We start from the raw sequence: 16568 nt of genomic DNA, 5'->3' as shown, positions 1-16568 counted from the left end.
TTTAGCCAAAATATTGGGGCTTAACCAATCAGTCCCAAGGTGGAGATAACGTAGAATTGAACGTTGCAAAAACATCTAAGAAACCTGTAATTCAGCTGAAGGGTCTTAGCAAAAGCTTTGACGGTAAGCAAATCATTACAGGTTTGGACCTAGACGTAAACGATGGTGAATTTTTAACCATTTTAGGTCCATCAGGCTGTGGCAAAACCACAGTGCTTCGTCTTATTGCTGGCTTTGAAACTGCCGATAACGGTCAGATTACTATTGCCAATAAAGATGTTACTGACATTCCAGCTGAACAGCGTCTCGTTAATACGGTGTTTCAGAGTTATGCACTGTTTCCACATATGACAGTGTTTGAGAACGTCGCGTTTGGTTTACGCATGCAAAAAGTGCCATCGAGTGAAATTGAACCTCGAGTTATGGAAGCATTGCGTATGGTGCAACTTGATAAGTTTGCCCCTCGTAAACCACATCAATTGTCCGGTGGCCAGCAACAACGTGTTGCTATTGCCCGTGCAGTTGTTAATAAACCAAAAGTTCTTTTGCTTGATGAATCACTTTCTGCACTTGATTACAAATTACGTAAACAGATGCAGCTTGAACTGAAGCAGCTTCAGCGGAAACTTGGTATTACTTTTATTTTCGTTACTCACGATCAAGAAGAAGCACTATCAATGTCTGACCGAATTATCGTTATGCGCGATGGTTGTGTTGAACAAGATGGTAGCCCTCGTGAAATTTACGAAGAACCGACGAACCTCTTTGTTGCTCACTTTATCGGCGAGATCAATGTATTTGATGCCATCGTTAAAGAACGTTTAGACAGTAAACGTATCATGGCAGATGTTGAAGGTCGTCACTCTTTAATCCACTGTGAGCTTGATGTTGCTGTTGGCGACAAAGTGAAAGTGCTATTACGCCCAGAAGATATCCGTATTGAAGAGATTCATAACGGTGAACAAGCGACGGGTATTTTAGGTAAGGTTAAAGAGCGTACTTATAAAGGTATGACGCTTGATTCTGTGGTACAGCTAGATTCAGGAAAATCGGTAATGGTTAGTGAATTCTTCAACGAAGATGATCCTGACGTAGACCACTCTCTTGATCAAAAAGTTGCCATTACTTGGGTTGAAAGTTGGGAAGTGGTGCTAGCAGATGAGCAAGAAGTTTAATCTCCAAAACATCATCATAACGATTGTTGTAAGTTGGTTACTGCTATTTGTATTTGTACCAAACCTTATGATTATCGGCACGAGTTTTTTAACCCGTGATGATGCAAACTTGATCAAAATGGTGTTCACGCTAGATAACTATGAACGTCTTTTCGATCCAATGTATGCAAAAGTACTTCTGCATTCATTTAATATGGCAATTACAGCAACGCTATTGTGTTTGTTGATTGGCTACCCTTTTGCGTATGCTATAGCTAAAATGCCTGAAAGATGGCGACCATTTATGTTATTTATGGTCATTGTTCCCTTTTGGACTAACTCGTTAATCCGTACATATGGCTTAAAGCTGATGCTCGGTACGCGTGGTATTCTGAATAATGCGTTAATGTACTTAGATATTATTGATAAGCCCATTCGTATTATGTACACCGAGTACGCAGTAATGATCGGCTTAGTTTATATACTATTGCCGTTTATGGTATTGCCTTTGTACTCCGCGATTGAAAAGCTTGATAATAACTATATTGAAGCGGCTCGTGATTTAGGTGCGAATAAAGTTCAAACATTTATTAAAGTCATTTTTCCATTAACAATGCCTGGTATTATCGCCGGTTGTTTATTGGTACTACTTCCAGCATTAGGCATGTTCTATGTGTCTGATTTACTTGGTGGTGCTAAAAACTTGTTAATTGGTAACGTGATTAAGAGTCAGGTACTCAACGCTCGTGACTGGCCATTTGGCTCTGCAACCAGTATTGCACTGACGTTAGCAATGGCAATTATGTTATATGCCTACTATCGAGCAGGAAAATTACTGAATAAAAAAGTGGAGCTTGAATAATGGGTCGTTTTTTTAAATTCAGCTTTATGTCGGTGGTATACACTTTTTTGTATGCTCCGATTGTCATTCTGATTATTAACTCATTTAATGCTAGTAAGTTTGGTATGAAATGGGGCGGATTTACCACTAAATGGTATGAAGATCTGCTTAATAACGATAGCTTAATGCAAGCTGCCGGACACTCAATTACGATTGCAGTTATTTCAGCAACGGCTGCATCGTTAATTGGTAGCTTAACAGCTGTTGCCCTATTTCGTTATAACTTCAAAGGTAAGAAATTTGTATCAGGTATGCTATTTTTAGTCATGATGTCACCTGATATTGTAATGGCAATTTCGTTACTAGCTTTGTTCCTCTTAATTGGCGCAAATCTTGGTTTCTTAACGTTATTACTATCACATATTACTTTTTGTCTACCGTTTGTTGTAGTGACTGTTTACAGTCGTTTAAAAGGCTTTGATGTAAAAATGCTTGAAGCAGCACGTGACTTAGGTGCGAGTGAGTGGGTAATCCTAAAACAAATTATCCTACCGCTAGCTAAGCCTGCTGTCGCTGCTGGTTGGTTATTAAGCTTTACATTGTCACTTGATGACGTAATTGTGAGCTCTTTTGTTACAGGACCTAGTTATGAAATTTTACCTTTAAAGATTTACTCGATGGTTAAAGTCGGTATTTCACCAGAGGTTAATGCATTAGCAACTATCATGCTGATCATTTCATTGTTCCTTGTAATTTGTTCACAATTACTTGCAAGAGAAAAGAAATAACATCACCGCTTTTAGCGATATTAAATGGCTAACTTATTTAAGTTAGCCATTTTTTTATCCCCGCTTTTATCGCATTATATAAACTTTTAATGTTCGTCAGCACCTCAGCCCCCTTCAATCGCACTTATTACACAACTAACCTCACATAACTATTCGAGTTCTGTTTTTAGTTTTAATTGGTCATAACATTAATTTGTATAACAATATTATCTAAACGTTAACTACCTGTTATTAATCAATACTCTGTAAATAAATATCTTATCAATGTGTTCATATTTGTGATGGCGGTATGATTTTATCTGCTATACTAGCTACGTTTACCAATTCATATTTGTTTTAAAAGCACACTCTTTTTAAGTGCTTATAAACGACATAAAATTAGGAGAGGCGGTTAAAGCCGCTAGAGAACACTCTCGATATCCTGTTTAGTTAGGAGCTAACAACGATGAAAAAATGGTCTTTAATGATGGCCGGTACAGTTTGTGCGATGTCAATGTATTCAAACATTGCCACTGCTGCAGATTCAGATAGTAATGAATTATACTTTTACAACTGGTCTGAATACATTCCAAATGATGTATTAGAACAGTTCACAAAAGAAACCGGTATTAAAGTAATTTATTCGACTTATGAGTCGAATGAGACCATGTACGCTAAATTAAAAACTTATGATAAAGGCTACGATTTAATCGTTCCTTCAACTTACTACGTTTCTAAAATGAGTAAGGAAGGCATGCTTAAGAAGATCGATAAATCAAAAATTCCTAATTTTGCAGGTATCGATAAAAACTATTTAGATAAGCCTTTTGATCCTAACAATGATTACTCTATCCCTTACATTTGGGGTGCGACAGGTATCGGTGTAAATACTGATGTCATCGATAAATCAAAAATCACTAGCTGGGCTGATTTATGGGATCCTAAATGGCAGGGTCAGCTAATGATGATGGATGATGCACGTGAAGTGTTCCACATTGCATTACGTAAACTAGGCTACTCTGCTAATACTCAAGATCCTAAGCAAATTAAAGCTGCTTATGAAGAGCTTAAAAAACTGATGCCTAACGTATTAGTATTTAACTCTGACTTCCCTGCTAACCCTTATATGGCGGGTGAAACATCACTAGGTATGTTGTGGAATGGTTCTGCATACATGGCGCGTAAAGAAGGCGCTCCTATTGATATCGTATGGCCAAAAGAAGGTGCAATCTTCTGGATGGACAGCCTAGCAATTCCTGTTAATGCAAAGCACGTTGATAATGCATACAAGATGATCAACTTCTTACTTCGCCCTGATATTGCAGCTAAAATTGCACTACAAATTGGTTACCCAACACCCGTTGCAGCAGCGAAGAAATTATTGCCTGCTGATTTCGTTAACGATCCAAGCATCTACCCACCACAATCAGTGATGGATGCGGGTGAATGGCAGAACAGCGTTGGCCCTGCAAGTGAACTATACGAAGAGTATTACCAAAAGCTAAAAGCTGGTGAGTAATAATTATCGTTAGAAAATAAAAAAACCGAGCTTTAAAGCTCGGTTTTTTTATACACAAGATAAGTGCTCTATTTAATGATAATAAATATTACAATTTAACCATCAGAATACTCACCTCTTTACTAATAGGATTAACTTCAAACTGATCACTTATTTTAAGCGACTCAACTTGAGGAAATCCCCATGCTTCATAATTCACAACGTTCCCATCAGTGCTAATATTAATAGGATCACCGCTTAATACACGACCACTCCATGAAATTGATGTAGCAAATGTCATTGAACTAAAAATTGATAATATTACCAACAATAAATATTGTTTCTGTTTCATATGCAAGCAATGCTATGGTTATTGAATCATTACGTTAACTATAGTATTAGCATTTTACATATTGAATATTTAAATATGCCAATAGGTATTTTATTGCTTCTTATCAAAAACACCTTATATCCCATATAGAATTATTCTCTTTTTATATAGAATAAATAGCATACCATTTAAGCTCTACTTAACCGCCTTGATAATATCGTCTACGAATTTAGGTACTAGCTCAGATGCTTTACCATAATGTTTTTCTTCAAATTCATTGCCAACATTACTCGGCTCTAAATTAAGCTCTACTGTATGAGCGCCTTGCAATGCAGCCTCATGGACAAAACCAGCTGCCGGATAAACATTCCCGGAGGTGCCGATAGCAATGAACAAATCAGCCTTCACAATCGCGTCATGGATTTTATCCATACCAATTGGCATTTCTCCAAACCATACAATATCAGGTCGTAGAGCGGCTGGAATTTGGCAACAATGACAATGATCACTTGTATGCAGATCGCCTTGCCATTCCACTGTTTGACCTGACTCACAACAACGTGCTTTTAATAGCTCACCATGCATATGGATCACATTATGACTACCTGCCCGCTCATGAAGATTATCGATATTTTGTGTCACAATCATTACTGTGCCGTCTAATTCAGCTTCTAGCTTTGCTAATGCATAATGAGCAGCATTAGGAGCAACAGATCCATTCTCTATCTGCGCTCGACGAGCATTATAAAACGCTTGTACTAACTCTGGATCGCGCTGATAGCCTTCAGGAGTCGCAACATCTTCAACTCGATGTTCTTCCCACAATCCATCTGCTGCACGAAAGGTACGTATCCCTGATTCAGCAGAGATACCCGCCCCCGTTAATACGACAATATTTTTGTAAGGAAATAACATAGCAACATCCCTATGGTGATAATAATGGTTAATCTTTATATTATATTTATACCACTGATTTTATATGGATTAACGGTGTTTTTTATTAGACGTTAGTCTGAGAGTTCATGTATTGCCACGAATCTTAAATTATGCTCATAAAAAAAGCCGATACAGTTGACTGTATCGGCCTTCATTTTGATGCTTAATCGTTAACTATCTAGCGATGGTTTTGATTTTCCTGCATCCTGTTTTTCTGGTTCATAACCCGGTTGGTTTTCAGGTAAATCTTTTACTTCATCAAACCACAAATTATGGTGCTCACGTGCCCATGTTTCATCAACATCGCCAGTCACCATGCCATCTAAACCCGCTTCCATGCCAAATAAACCAATATAAATATGGAATATAAAACCACAGATCAAAATCAGTGCCGATAACATATGCAGTAAATTTGATAGCTCCATATCACGACGGGTTTGATCAAAAATAGGGAAATCTAACACAAAACCACTGGCCGCAATCGAGAAACCAAATACGATCAATAGCCAAAAGATAACTTTCTCACCACCGTTAGAGAAACCCGCTGATGGATGTGATCCTTTATGTTTACCCACCATGCCGCCCATCTTTTTAAACCACTCAAGATCGACTTTGTTAAAGGTACTTTTACGCCACCATTTAACCAAGACAGCAAGTAATAGGATCGCAAAAATAGGTCCCATGTAGTTATGGTATTGCTTAGCAGCAAGAATAACCCATCCCCAAATTTCAGTAGGCACAATAGGCTTAATAAAATGTTTACCATAAACTAACGTTAAGCCACTGAATCCTAATGTAAGGAAAGTGAATGCCATGCTCCAGTGCAATGCACGATCAATACGGCTCCAGCGTTTGATTTTACGGCCCGTTTTAGGCTTACTTAGCTTTAGTGGTCCAATAACCACATAAGCTAGCGTTACCATCACCAGACTACCAAAAATCGCTAAAGCACCTAATGGTGACATCCACTTTTCTTTAAGGATATACCACGTTTGTCCTGGCACACTGATTAAAACATCATGCTCAGGCCAACCAGATGTGGTGTAACCTTTCTCGCCATCTTTTACCATGCGCCAGTAATCAGCCCCAGCAAAGCCGATCACTTCTTTTTTAACTACGGCTTCACCAGCGGTTGTTGTATCACTATCACTTGCCATCGTGGATACTGAAAACACCATCATTAAAGCGGTAACTATGATAGTTAACCAGCGTTGAATTCGCTTAGTCATTAAAGCTCCTATCCACTTTAAAAAGTAGATTAATTGGCACACCTATCACAACGGTGTGCCTAACTATTACACGCGTCGATAAATGGACTTAACATTCCTCATTAAATCCATTTAAATATGATTAAGCTTTACGTACTTTACTTGCGTCGTAAGCTAAATCATCAGTGCTTGCCCAACCCGCATCTTTTGCACCACGAGCCACAACACGCTTACTGAAAATTTCAGAGATTTTTTCAGCATCACCAGCAAGTAATGATTTAGTCGAACACATTGAAGCACACATTGGTAACTTACCTTCTGCAATGCGGTTTGCACCATAAAGCAAACGTTCTTTTTCAGAACCAGGTTCAGTATTTGGACCACCAGAACAATAAGTGCACTTATCCATTTTGCCACGCTCAGCAAAAGCATCTTGCTTAGGAAATTGTGGCGCACCAAATGGACAAGCAAATAAGCAATAACCACAGCCGATACATAAATCTTTATCGTGCTGCACAATGCCGTCTTCTGTTTGGCTAAAGCAATCAGCAGGACATACCGCCATACAAGGCGCATCACTACAGTGCATACAAGCAACAGAGATTGATGTCTCTCCCGGAAGACCGTCGTTTAAGGTTACAACACGACGACGTTGAATACCCCAACCAACCGCTTCTGAGTTGGCATTTTTACAAGCTGTTACACAACCATTGCACTCAATACAACGCTTAGAGTCACAAAGAAATTTCATACGTGCCATCAGGTGACTCCTTACGCTTTAGTGATTTTACACAAAGTAACTTTGGTTTCTTGCATTTGGGTAACAGGATCATAACCATACGTTGTTGCCGTATTAGCCGCTTCACCTGAAACATAAGGCGCACAACCTTCAGGGTAATGCTCACGTAGACTCACACCCTCAAATTCACCACCAAAGTGGAACGGTAAGAAAGCCAGACCTTCACGAACACGTGGTGTTACCATCGCCTTCACTTTAATTCGGCCTTTTTCTGCACCTTCAACCCACACCATCTCACCATCTTTAATACCACTATCGTTGGCATCTTTGAGGTTGATTTCAACAAACATTTCTTTTTGAAGCTCAGCAAGCCACGGGTTTGAACGTGTTTCTTCACCACCACCTTCATATTCAACAAGGCGGCCAGACGTTAGAATAATTGGGTATTCTTTAGATACATCTTTCTCTTGAATAGACTTATAAAGTGTTGGCAAACGGAACATCGCTTTGCTGTCGTCCCATGTTTGGTACTCAGGTAATAAGTCACGACGCGGTGTATACAATGGCTCACGGTGAATAGGTACTGCATCAGGGAAGGTCCATACAACAGTACGGGCTTTCGCGTTACCAAATGGAATACAACCGTGTTTAATCGCAACACGCTGAATACCACCAGACAGGTCTGTCTTCCAGTTTTTACCTTCAACTGCCACTTTTTCAGTAGCAGTTAGATCATCCCACCATCCCAGTTGCTTTAGCATCTTCGCGGTAAATTCTGGATAACCATCTTCAAGCTCACAGCCTAATGAATAACTATCATCCGCCAACAAGCTCACACCATTACGCTCAACACCGAAACGGGCACGGAAATTACCACCACCTTCTGCGACTGTTTTCGAGGTATCATAAAGAATGTGTGTGCCTGGGTGCTTCATTTCTGGCGTCCCCCAACATGGCCACGGTAAACCATAGGTTTCACCATTAGCTGGTCCGCCAACCGCTTCAAGCGTCGTAAAATCAAACGTACCCCAGTTTTTCTGATGCTCTTTCAAACGCTCAGGGCTTTGACCTGTATAACCAATTGTCCACATACCCTTGTTGTATTCACGAGTAATGTCTTCAATGTTTGGCTTATTATTCTCAACCTTAATGTGTTTGAATAATTGATCAGAGAAACCCAAACGCTTAGTCAATAAGTACATGATTTCATGATCGGGTTTAGCATCAAACAACGGTTCAATTACCTGATCACGCCACTGAATCGAACGGTTAGTTGCCGTTACTGAACCGTAAGTTTCAAACTGCGTAGTTGCAGGGAAAAGATAAACGTTATCTGTACGGCCATTCATTACTGCAGCAACGCCCGGGTATGGATCGACGATCACCATCATATCCAGCTTGCCCATCGCAGTTTTCATTTCAGGACCACGCGTCTGTGAGTTAACAGCATGACCCCAATAGAACATCGCACGAATATTATCGCGTTGTTCAATATTATCTTTGTTTTCTAAAACACCATCGATCCAACGAGAAACAGGAATACCTGCGCTGTTCATTGGCTTTTTACCGTTATAGGTATTTTGATCAAAACGGCCTTGTAGCCATGAGTAATCAATGTCCCATACTTCAGCCCAATGCTTCCAAGCACCTTCAGATAAACCGTAATAGCCCGGTAAGTTATCAGATAACACGCCAAAGTCAGTTGCACCCTGAACGTTATCATGGCCACGGAAAATGTTTGCGCCACCACCTGATTTACCCATGTTGCCAAGGGCTAATTCAAGAATACAGTAAGCACGAGTGTTGTTATTACCTGTTGTATGTTGAGTACCACCCATACACCAAACAACACAGCCAGGACGGTTTTCAGACAGCATTTTTGCCGTTTGATAAACTTGATCTTCAGGCACACCCGTTACGCGTTCAACTTCTTTCGGGTTCCACTTCGCCACTTGTTCACGCACTTCTTCCATGCCATAAACACGTTGACGAATAAATTCTTTATCTTCCCAGCCATTATTGAAGATGTGATATAGCACACCCCAAACAAAAGCAACGTCAGTACCAGGGCGTAAAGAAACATAGTGATCAGCTTTTGCCGCTGTACGTGTACGACGTGGATCAACCACCACAATCTTACAACTGTTAGTTTCTTTAGCGATCAGAATATGCTGCATTGCTACTGGATGAGCTTCGGCTGGGTTAGAACCAATAAACAGAATCGACTTACAGTTATGCATGTCGTTCAGTGAGTTGGTCATTGCGCCGTAGCCCCATGTATTTGCAACACCTGCAACCGTGGTTGAGTGACAAATACGTGCTTGGTGATCGACGTTATTTGATCCCCATAACGACACCATTTTACGGAACAAATACGCTTGTTCGTTGTTGTGTTTCGCTGAACCTAAAAAGTAAACTGAATCAGGGCCAGATTCTTGACGAATTTTAAGTACCTGCTGGCTAACTTCATCTAATGCTTGCTCCCAGCTTAGTTTTTTCCATTTACCATTAACCAGCTTCATTGGGTATTTTACGCGTTTAGCACCATGGCCATGTTCACGTAATGCCGCCCCTTTTGCACAATGTCCACCAGCGTTAAAAGGATGATCGAAAGCGGGTTCCTGATGGGTCCAGACACCATCTTGCGTTTCAGCATAAATGCCACAACCTACAGAACAGTGAGAACAAATGGTACGTTTAACCACTTTAGGTGCGTTGTAATCGGCTTCTGGGAAAGCTTCCGCCTTGCGCATAAAACCAGGCGCAAAAAGGCTTGCCCCAGCAACACCACCAGCGGCAGCAAGAGAAGAATTACGAATAAAAGAACGACGAGAAATACCTAGTTGGTTTTCATCTTTGCTCACTTTATCGGAACGTTTAGTCAGTTTCATTTCAGGCTCCGCTTATAGGGTATTGTAGTAATCACGAATATGTTGGGTTTCGTGATACCCTTTTTTTGTTTTAGGATCTTTCTTTTCAGTGTCGGTTGTTGAAGCGTGAACGGCAGTTGTCGTTCCTGCTACTACAGCACCAGCCGCTACAGTTAAACCAATGTTTTTTAACAATTGGCGACGGCTATCATTTGTTTTTTGCTCACTCATTGCGTTTGCTCCTCTATCGACATTTTTATGAACAAATGTCGATTTTTTATTATCGCGAGTATCTTTTTTACTGGGACTCTAAAAAACGGGTCTTTTCTATTGTCAAAAATTGCCAAGCTAATTCACCGACAGCGGTATAAAACACAGCACTCTTAGCCGCTTTTAAATCGGTACAAAACTTTTCACACCATTGTGCAAGATGACGATTAAAAAACGTCTGTTGAAGGTGTTCATCGCCACCTTCCACCAGCATAGCCATAACCTCTAGCAATGCAGATATATGATCTTCTGGTTCAATCACAGATTGAGCACGTTCAAAACCCATTTGTTTTAAGTCTTGACGTAAATAAGCCAGAGGCATTTCCATTAAAGAACCGGTTAAATACCATGAACCAAATGGAACAACTTCCCCACGGCCAATACCAATAAATACATCTTGATATTCTTCTTCAGCACTCAATAATGTTGTTTTCTGAGCCGCTAGTTTTAGTAAAGGCCAAGCTGAAGCCATGGTCTGACGTTGAAATGTTTGTGCCGTATCAACATCAAGATTTGCAAGAAATTCAAGCACAGATTGTTCAGGGGCTTGACGACATAGATGTGCCAACATGTTATAAATTTCAATACGTAGCAAATCATCTTGATCAGTAAGATTTGTGTGAGCATTCATAGCTGCGTTTTCCATATAATGACCTTATACCCTTGTCTGACTTTGTGGATCTTGTTCCATCTTTTCAAAAATATCGCGAACACGGCAATCTTCACACATAGATAAACGACGAATCGCTTCTCCTTGAAAATGTGAATGACGTTGAAGTTTTTCGGTCAACATTTTCACCATAGATGCTGGGGCAAAAGGCTTTCCACAACTAATACAACATGCAGCAGGTTCTTCATGAATCAGAGCATCGGCTTTACGCGCTTGCCAATCCCAATTAAAACCGGCTTCAAGTGTTATAACTTTCTCAGGACATGCGGTTTCACACATTCCACATTGAATACAATCTTGTTCTACAAATAATAATCCAGGGCGATCACCAATGGCATGTAAGGCACGGGTTGGACAAACAGCAACACAACTCATACATAACGTACAATCATCTGTCTTACATGTTACAGAACCATAAGGGGCATTAGCCGCTACAGCCGAATGGGTAGGTTGCGCTGGACTTGTCTGATTAAGTGCTTCCAAAACAGTAAATAGCTTTTCACGCTTAGTGCCTGTTAGTGCAGTTTCAATCGGAGTAATAAGTGCAGCTTCATAAGCTTCAAAATTCGCACTATCAGCAAAATCAAATAAACAAATACGATCAGCGTCATAACCCAATTCAGTTAAGAAATTTTGAGCAATCGCTAATTCATTAGTCAGAACAGCATCAATCGTTGCAGGGATATATTGTGTATTTGTTGCCAATAGAACTTGATGCGCACCATAAGCTAAGGCACTAAACCAAGTATCAATACCAACCGTCGCCAGTTCTTCTAATGCAATCGTAATAACAGAACTAGGTAATGTCGCCAGTGCCTTTGTTACAGCAGCGGTATCACGATCACCATAAAGAAGCAGTGTTGGAGATTGACCACCTTCTTGCTTATAACGTGCTAAAACACTATGAACAAAATTTTGAGTGATTTGAGGATCTGGCAATGCATAACTGATAGCTTCCGTTGGACATGCCGTGGCACATGTTCCTACCCCCTGACAAAGGTAAGGATCAATCGCAATAGCGATACCATCAGAACTTAATGCTCCCGCAGGACATGCATCAATACAACGATCACAGCCTTTTACACTTCGTGATGAATGTGCACAAAGATCATGATTTAGACGAAAGTATTTAGGCTTATCAAAAGTACCAATCATGGCTGGCAGTTCATCCACCAGCGTCGCTAGTTTTTCAGCAACACGTTTTTCCGATGCTTGAGATGCAGAAGCTTGACCAACGGCATAATAACCCGCAGCTGGAATTTCAACATTCATAACCCCAGTTGCTGTCATATCAAGCACAATATCAAAGCATTGACGTCCAATAGCTATTTTGGCTAAGTTCGTTTCAAGTGCATTAATATCAAGAGCTGTCGCGTCATGTCCTATACGACAATGAACATCAAATGCGCCAAGGTATCCTTTTACCGTAATAGCTTGACTGTAATACAAGGTATGTGATGTTTTGGTATCGCATGTATTTGCATCTGTCGCCAATAACGTCACACTGTTTAGTGCTACAAATTGATCGGCAACCTGAAGTAATTGTTCAGCGTCACCAATAATCAATAAATTACCACGACTTTCATACGTCACTGTTGGCGGAATAAGATTGGCAAGTTCTACTGTTCCTGTAATGGCCGTTGCACGAGCGACGCCATTAATATCAGTAAATGCATTTAATGTACTTTTTAACATTGTTATTCCTGTTTGCTCACTACCGCTAATCAGTATCGTTAGAAAATAATGACTTTTCTTCTACTCTCTATAGAGCAATAACCGATCCAACTTTTCACGGAATAAAATGACTTAAAAGGAACTAAAATCATAACGACGATATTGCGTAATTAACTAATGAGACATTTTGTCTTACTTGTAGCGAACTAACGCGCCAAATTGTCTCTCTTTACGATTTTATTGATCTTCCCTTTTTGTCCCAGTCTGTTTTTATGATTAGTATTAATAATTCTCAAACGTTTTTATTTTTTTACGTTAGGATTTCTGTTCATTACTTTCATTGTCACAATTAAGAATCGGTGTTAACGATAAATCAGCCGTAGGGAAAGCCTCTTCATCGGTATGTGTTGTATCTAGGTGATTAACTAATCCATCCTCCTCGTCATCCTTACTGGCTATGGCTATATGATTAACTGACAAATCAGCTGTTGTTACATCAACAGTCGTAGAATCAACCGTATTAAGATCAGACGTTGATGTTAATGCTGTTATTCCCTCATCTTTGAGAGCTTCCGTTGCCGTCTCCGTAACCGTATTTATCCACCCCCGCATTTGTGATGCAATTTCTGGTGCTAAACCTTGCATATTGCTGAAGTCTTCAGTGCTATCATCCATATCACTGATATAGTTAAATTCTTCAGAATGAAATAATTTTCGTAATGCCGCCTTTTTCACTGACTTAGTCACTTGTTGCTGCATAAATGACGCAACACCTGAGTCATAAGTTACTTTATCAGCGTCATCAATCGTCAATGTAATGACAGGCTCTTCAGCTATAACATTTGGTGACGTTGCTGAGGGAACAATTGATGTTTGTTCATGATCACTGGTCTTTGTTACTTCTTCTTCGGTTGTATCTATAGCATTAAGAGTCAGTGACTCATCAACCGTTTCAGTTATCGTTTCCGAAATAGCACGTTCCGTATTATCAACAGGAGTTAACTTACGGCTTGACCAACGCTGAAAGAAATTAGTTGCCACTTGAACGTCCTTTTTTCTTATCGCCGCCACGTTTACGTTTAAATTCAAACAATTCCCCATGACGACCTAAAAAGGCTTCCATCCATGCTTGAATTGCTAATGGAACATCAATATGTAAAACCACATAATCACCATCCATATAACGAGCCGCTACACCTTGCGCTGCGGTAACTAAAACAGGTTTTAATTGCTCATTCTCTTCAGCACAAATAAAGAATAAATGCGGACTCTGTGAATTTAAGTTAAATCGATATTCCATCCGTTCATCACGAAAAAGTTCTAGAGGCATCATGTAGTTACCAGCCCCTATATCAGCAATTGTCATATCAACGGCGAGATCTTCTTCATACAAACAAATGTCTTCAATCGTCCATGCATAAGTTGTCCAACGACCCACTTGGCGTTCTTCTGCTTGTAAGCGAAAATTAATTGGCCAAACATGTTCATTTTTCTTTAATTCAAGTTCTGCTTGTTTTGGCACATTCACTCCTACTGGCGGGTTCTATTTCGCCTTTATCTTGTTATTTAATCACTTTTTACGTTAAGCGATATTTCACTTAATAAGCAGACATAAGCAAATATTAGACCAATAACAAGAAACCACATTAAAAGTGCGCATTTTTATCGATCTCAGCCTATTAACGATAGATTGATGAATGTTAGTAATATTGGAACAATCTTTGCTTAATTTAGGTTTCAGTATCCATAATTAAATACACCACAATTATTATGCAGGGATCTCAAATGGCGACATTGCCTAAAATTATAAAAACCAAAGCGACAGTGCAGCAGACGATGTCGGTAGAAATTATTGATGAATATGGTGATCCACAAACAAAAGAGATCGCCTGCGAGCATCCATTAACGGTGTACCTTAATTGGGTTGAAGTAGTAACACTGATGACCTTAGGTGAGCGCCCATCCGCATTAGTATTAGGCTATTTAAAAAACCAAGGCTTTATTAATGACCTTAGCGCTATTGAATCAGTAATGATCGATTGGGAAACCAATGCCGCGGTTGTTATAACTCATGAAAATACTGAAAACTTAGCGCAGCAATTAGAAAAGAAAACCGTCACCTCTGGCTGTGGGCAAGGCACGATGTATGGCAATGTAATGAAAAAGCTTGAAGGTATAACCCTGCCACAACCGCAAATTAAACAATCGCTGCTATATGGTTTACTTGAAGCATTGACTCATCATAATGAAACCTACAAAGCCGCAGGTGCTGTTCATGGTTGTGCCGTCTGTAAAGGCACTGATATTTTATCGTTTGTAGAAGATGTTGGCCGACATAACGCAGTAGATACCCTTGCCGGTGAAATGTGGCTGCAACAACAAACAGGTGAAGATAAGATTTTCTACACCACAGGTCGCTTAACCTCTGAAATGGTCATTAAAGTCGCGCAAATGGGCATTCCTGTACTGTTGTCTCGTTCTGGAGCGACACAAATGGGTTACGATCTTGCTAAGAAACTTGGTATTACTATGATTGCTCGCGCTAAAGGGCTGCGTTTTCAAATCTATAACGGTAGCGACAATATAGAACTTGATGTTAAAGGCCACGAGAGTAAAGGTACCCAAGCATAATGGCTGATTTCCCTGAATTTATGAATGCCAAATTAGTAGCCGAATATCTCGACCTTAATGAAAAGAAGGTTTATGCCTTAGCCAATGACGGCCTATTGCCTGCAACAAAAGTAACGGGTAAATGGCTTTTTCCTAAGGCAATGCTGGATAAATGGTTATTAGAATCTTGCCATAATGGCGTATTAACCGACCGATTATTGATTGCTGGCTCTGATGATCCATTACTGCAATGTGTGGTCGGTAAAATGGCGAACCAGTTAGGCAGCACGGCCCTTGTCGGTTATACCTCAACAGGCACACGTCAAGGATTGGCGATGTTAAGCAAAGGTCATGTTGATATCTGTGCTATCCATTGGGGTAATGTAGAAGAAGCCAGTTTGCGACATCCGGCCTTATTACAACAATATCCAGGGCATAAAAACTGGGTCTTAGTCCATGCCTTTGAGCGTAAACAAGGCTTAGTCGTAAGCCCAGATCTAGCGGATGCCGTTAATAGCCGTTCAATTCAACTGCATGAATTACTATCACCTCGTTGGCGTTGGGCTTTACGTCAGCAAGGCGCTGGAAGTATGCGAGCATTAGAGGAATGGATCCATGGTCATGGGTATAACATGACCATGCTTAATCAAGTTGATTGTTGTAATAGTGAACGAGAGTTAGCTTCAGCCATTGCTAGAGAGCAAGCAGATATTGGTTGTGCAAGCCAAAGTACCGCTGGTGAATTTGGGTTAGGCTTTATTCCACTATGCACCGAAGCATTTGAGCTGGTGATCCCTAAAAATATTTACTTCCGTACCCTACAACAACAATTATTACAGTCATTAACCAAGAGTGACATTCAGGCTCATGGCGATCAACTAGGCGGTTATAATTTTATTCGCACGGGCCAACAAGTGTGGAGTGCTAACTAATCTAAGCATTACCAAGTAAGGTCATCAACGGGTGACCTTGCCTTTATCTTAATGATTGCATTAATAAC

Annotated in this window: 16 protein-coding genes; 6 read left to right on the top strand and 10 right to left on the bottom strand. The window is 40.1% G+C overall.

Annotation, left to right across the window (positions count from 1 at the left end; genetic code table 11):
• Positions 1-56: 56 nt before the first annotated feature.
• From potA to potD, 4 genes are all read left to right on the top strand, one after another.
• Entirely contained in the window at positions 57-1175 is a 1119-nt protein-coding gene (gene potA, locus CZ809_RS09905; protein ID WP_080157419.1) for a spermidine/putrescine ABC transporter ATP-binding protein PotA, read from the top strand.
• A complete protein-coding gene (gene potB / locus CZ809_RS09900) occupies positions 1159-2016 on the top strand; it encodes a spermidine/putrescine ABC transporter permease PotB (protein ID WP_080157417.1) in 858 nt (285 codons plus the stop codon). The genes potA and potB overlap by 17 nt, the downstream gene beginning before the upstream one ends.
• Positions 2016-2783 carry a spermidine/putrescine ABC transporter permease PotC gene (gene potC / locus CZ809_RS09895; protein ID WP_080157415.1) on the top strand — a complete coding sequence of 256 codons (768 nt, stop codon included), beginning with the start codon at positions 2016-2018 and terminating at the stop codon, positions 2781-2783. The genes potB and potC overlap by 1 nt, the downstream gene beginning before the upstream one ends.
• A gap of 445 nt (positions 2784-3228) precedes the next feature.
• Positions 3229-4281 (top strand): spermidine/putrescine ABC transporter substrate-binding protein PotD, encoded by a 1053-nt coding sequence (gene potD / locus CZ809_RS09890; RefSeq protein WP_080157413.1) that lies wholly within the window; start codon positions 3229-3231, stop codon positions 4279-4281.
• A gap of 88 nt (positions 4282-4369) precedes the next feature.
• Here the strand turns inward: potD and CZ809_RS09885 are convergent, their stop codons facing one another.
• The 10 genes from CZ809_RS09885 to CZ809_RS09840 all read right to left on the bottom strand — a co-directional run bounded on the left by CZ809_RS09885 (position 4370) and on the right by CZ809_RS09840 (position 14480).
• Positions 4370-4612 (bottom strand): hypothetical protein, encoded by a 243-nt coding sequence (locus tag CZ809_RS09885; RefSeq protein ID WP_080157411.1) that lies wholly within the window; start codon positions 4610-4612, stop codon positions 4370-4372.
• Positions 4613-4786: 174 nt separating this feature from the next.
• Positions 4787-5539, bottom strand: a complete 753-nt coding sequence (gene cobB, locus CZ809_RS09880) for a Sir2 family NAD+-dependent deacetylase (protein WP_255418359.1) — start codon at positions 5537-5539, stop codon at positions 4787-4789.
• Positions 5540-5697: 158 nt separating this feature from the next.
• Entirely contained in the window at positions 5698-6708 is a 1011-nt protein-coding gene (locus tag CZ809_RS09875) for a formate dehydrogenase subunit gamma (RefSeq protein WP_369925084.1), read from the bottom strand.
• Positions 6709-6877: 169 nt separating this feature from the next.
• Entirely contained in the window at positions 6878-7495 is a 618-nt protein-coding gene (gene fdh3B, locus CZ809_RS09870) for a formate dehydrogenase FDH3 subunit beta (protein WP_045030423.1), read from the bottom strand.
• 11 nt (positions 7496-7506) lie between these two features.
• On the bottom strand, positions 7507-10365 hold the full coding sequence (locus tag CZ809_RS09865; RefSeq protein ID WP_080157408.1) for a formate dehydrogenase subunit alpha: 2859 nt from the start codon (positions 10363-10365) through the stop codon (positions 7507-7509).
• Positions 10366-10377: 12 nt separating this feature from the next.
• Entirely contained in the window at positions 10378-10575 is a 198-nt protein-coding gene (locus tag CZ809_RS09860; protein ID WP_080157406.1) for a twin-arginine translocation signal domain-containing protein, read from the bottom strand.
• A 67-nt stretch (positions 10576-10642) separates the two neighbouring features.
• On the bottom strand, positions 10643-11260 hold the full coding sequence (locus tag CZ809_RS09855; protein WP_080157404.1) for a TorD/DmsD family molecular chaperone: 618 nt from the start codon (positions 11258-11260) through the stop codon (positions 10643-10645).
• Positions 11261-11269: 9 nt separating this feature from the next.
• The gene (locus tag CZ809_RS09850) at positions 11270-12979 is read right to left on the bottom strand and encodes a 4Fe-4S binding protein (RefSeq protein WP_080157402.1); all 1710 of its coding nucleotides are present in this window, start codon (positions 12977-12979) and stop codon (positions 11270-11272) included.
• Positions 12980-13273: 294 nt separating this feature from the next.
• Positions 13274-13999, bottom strand: coding sequence for a DUF3306 domain-containing protein (locus CZ809_RS09845; protein WP_159447946.1), 726 nt, complete (start codon positions 13997-13999; stop codon positions 13274-13276).
• Positions 13989-14480 carry a DUF3305 domain-containing protein gene (locus CZ809_RS09840; RefSeq protein ID WP_080157398.1) on the bottom strand — a complete coding sequence of 164 codons (492 nt, stop codon included), beginning with the start codon at positions 14478-14480 and terminating at the stop codon, positions 13989-13991. The genes CZ809_RS09845 and CZ809_RS09840 overlap by 11 nt, the downstream gene beginning before the upstream one ends.
• A gap of 263 nt (positions 14481-14743) precedes the next feature.
• Between CZ809_RS09840 and fdhD the strand changes: the two genes are divergently transcribed.
• Positions 14744-15589 (top strand): formate dehydrogenase accessory sulfurtransferase FdhD, encoded by an 846-nt coding sequence (gene fdhD / locus CZ809_RS09835; RefSeq protein WP_080157397.1) that lies wholly within the window; start codon positions 14744-14746, stop codon positions 15587-15589.
• Positions 15589-16500, top strand: a complete 912-nt coding sequence (locus CZ809_RS09830) for a substrate-binding domain-containing protein (RefSeq protein ID WP_080157396.1) — start codon at positions 15589-15591, stop codon at positions 16498-16500. Before fdhD ends, CZ809_RS09830 begins: the two co-directional genes overlap by 1 nt.
• The last annotated feature ends 68 nt before the right edge of the window (positions 16501-16568 follow it).

This window comes from Photobacterium piscicola (assembly GCF_900166965.1).
In the GTDB taxonomy this organism is placed as follows: Bacteria; Pseudomonadota; Gammaproteobacteria; order Enterobacterales; family Vibrionaceae; genus Photobacterium; species Photobacterium piscicola.
Note: the sequence above shows the minus strand (reverse complement) of the source record. Positions and strands in the feature narration are given on the sequence as shown.

Coding starts and splice junctions, on each gene's coding strand:
- potB (WP_080157417.1), top strand. CDS start 1,159: ATGAGCAAGAAGTTTAATCTCCAAAACATCATCATAACGATTGTTGTA.
- CZ809_RS09850 (WP_080157402.1), bottom strand. CDS start 12,979: ATGTTAAAAAGTACATTAAATGCATTTACTGATATTAATGGCGTCGCT.
- CZ809_RS09885 (WP_080157411.1), bottom strand. CDS start 4,612: ATGAAACAGAAACAATATTTATTGTTGGTAATATTATCAATTTTTAGT.
- fdh3B (WP_045030423.1), bottom strand. CDS start 7,495: ATGGCACGTATGAAATTTCTTTGTGACTCTAAGCGTTGTATTGAGTGC.
- CZ809_RS09865 (WP_080157408.1), bottom strand. CDS start 10,365: ATGAAACTGACTAAACGTTCCGATAAAGTGAGCAAAGATGAAAACCAA.
- potD (WP_080157413.1), top strand. CDS start 3,229: ATGAAAAAATGGTCTTTAATGATGGCCGGTACAGTTTGTGCGATGTCA.
- potC (WP_080157415.1), top strand. CDS start 2,016: ATGGGTCGTTTTTTTAAATTCAGCTTTATGTCGGTGGTATACACTTTT.
- CZ809_RS09875 (WP_369925084.1), bottom strand. CDS start 6,708: ATGATGGTGTTTTCAGTATCCACGATGGCAAGTGATAGTGATACAACA.
- fdhD (WP_080157397.1), top strand. CDS start 14,744: ATGGCGACATTGCCTAAAATTATAAAAACCAAAGCGACAGTGCAGCAG.
- CZ809_RS09855 (WP_080157404.1), bottom strand. CDS start 11,260: ATGGAAAACGCAGCTATGAATGCTCACACAAATCTTACTGATCAAGAT.
- CZ809_RS09860 (WP_080157406.1), bottom strand. CDS start 10,575: ATGAGTGAGCAAAAAACAAATGATAGCCGTCGCCAATTGTTAAAAAAC.
- CZ809_RS09830 (WP_080157396.1), top strand. CDS start 15,589: ATGGCTGATTTCCCTGAATTTATGAATGCCAAATTAGTAGCCGAATAT.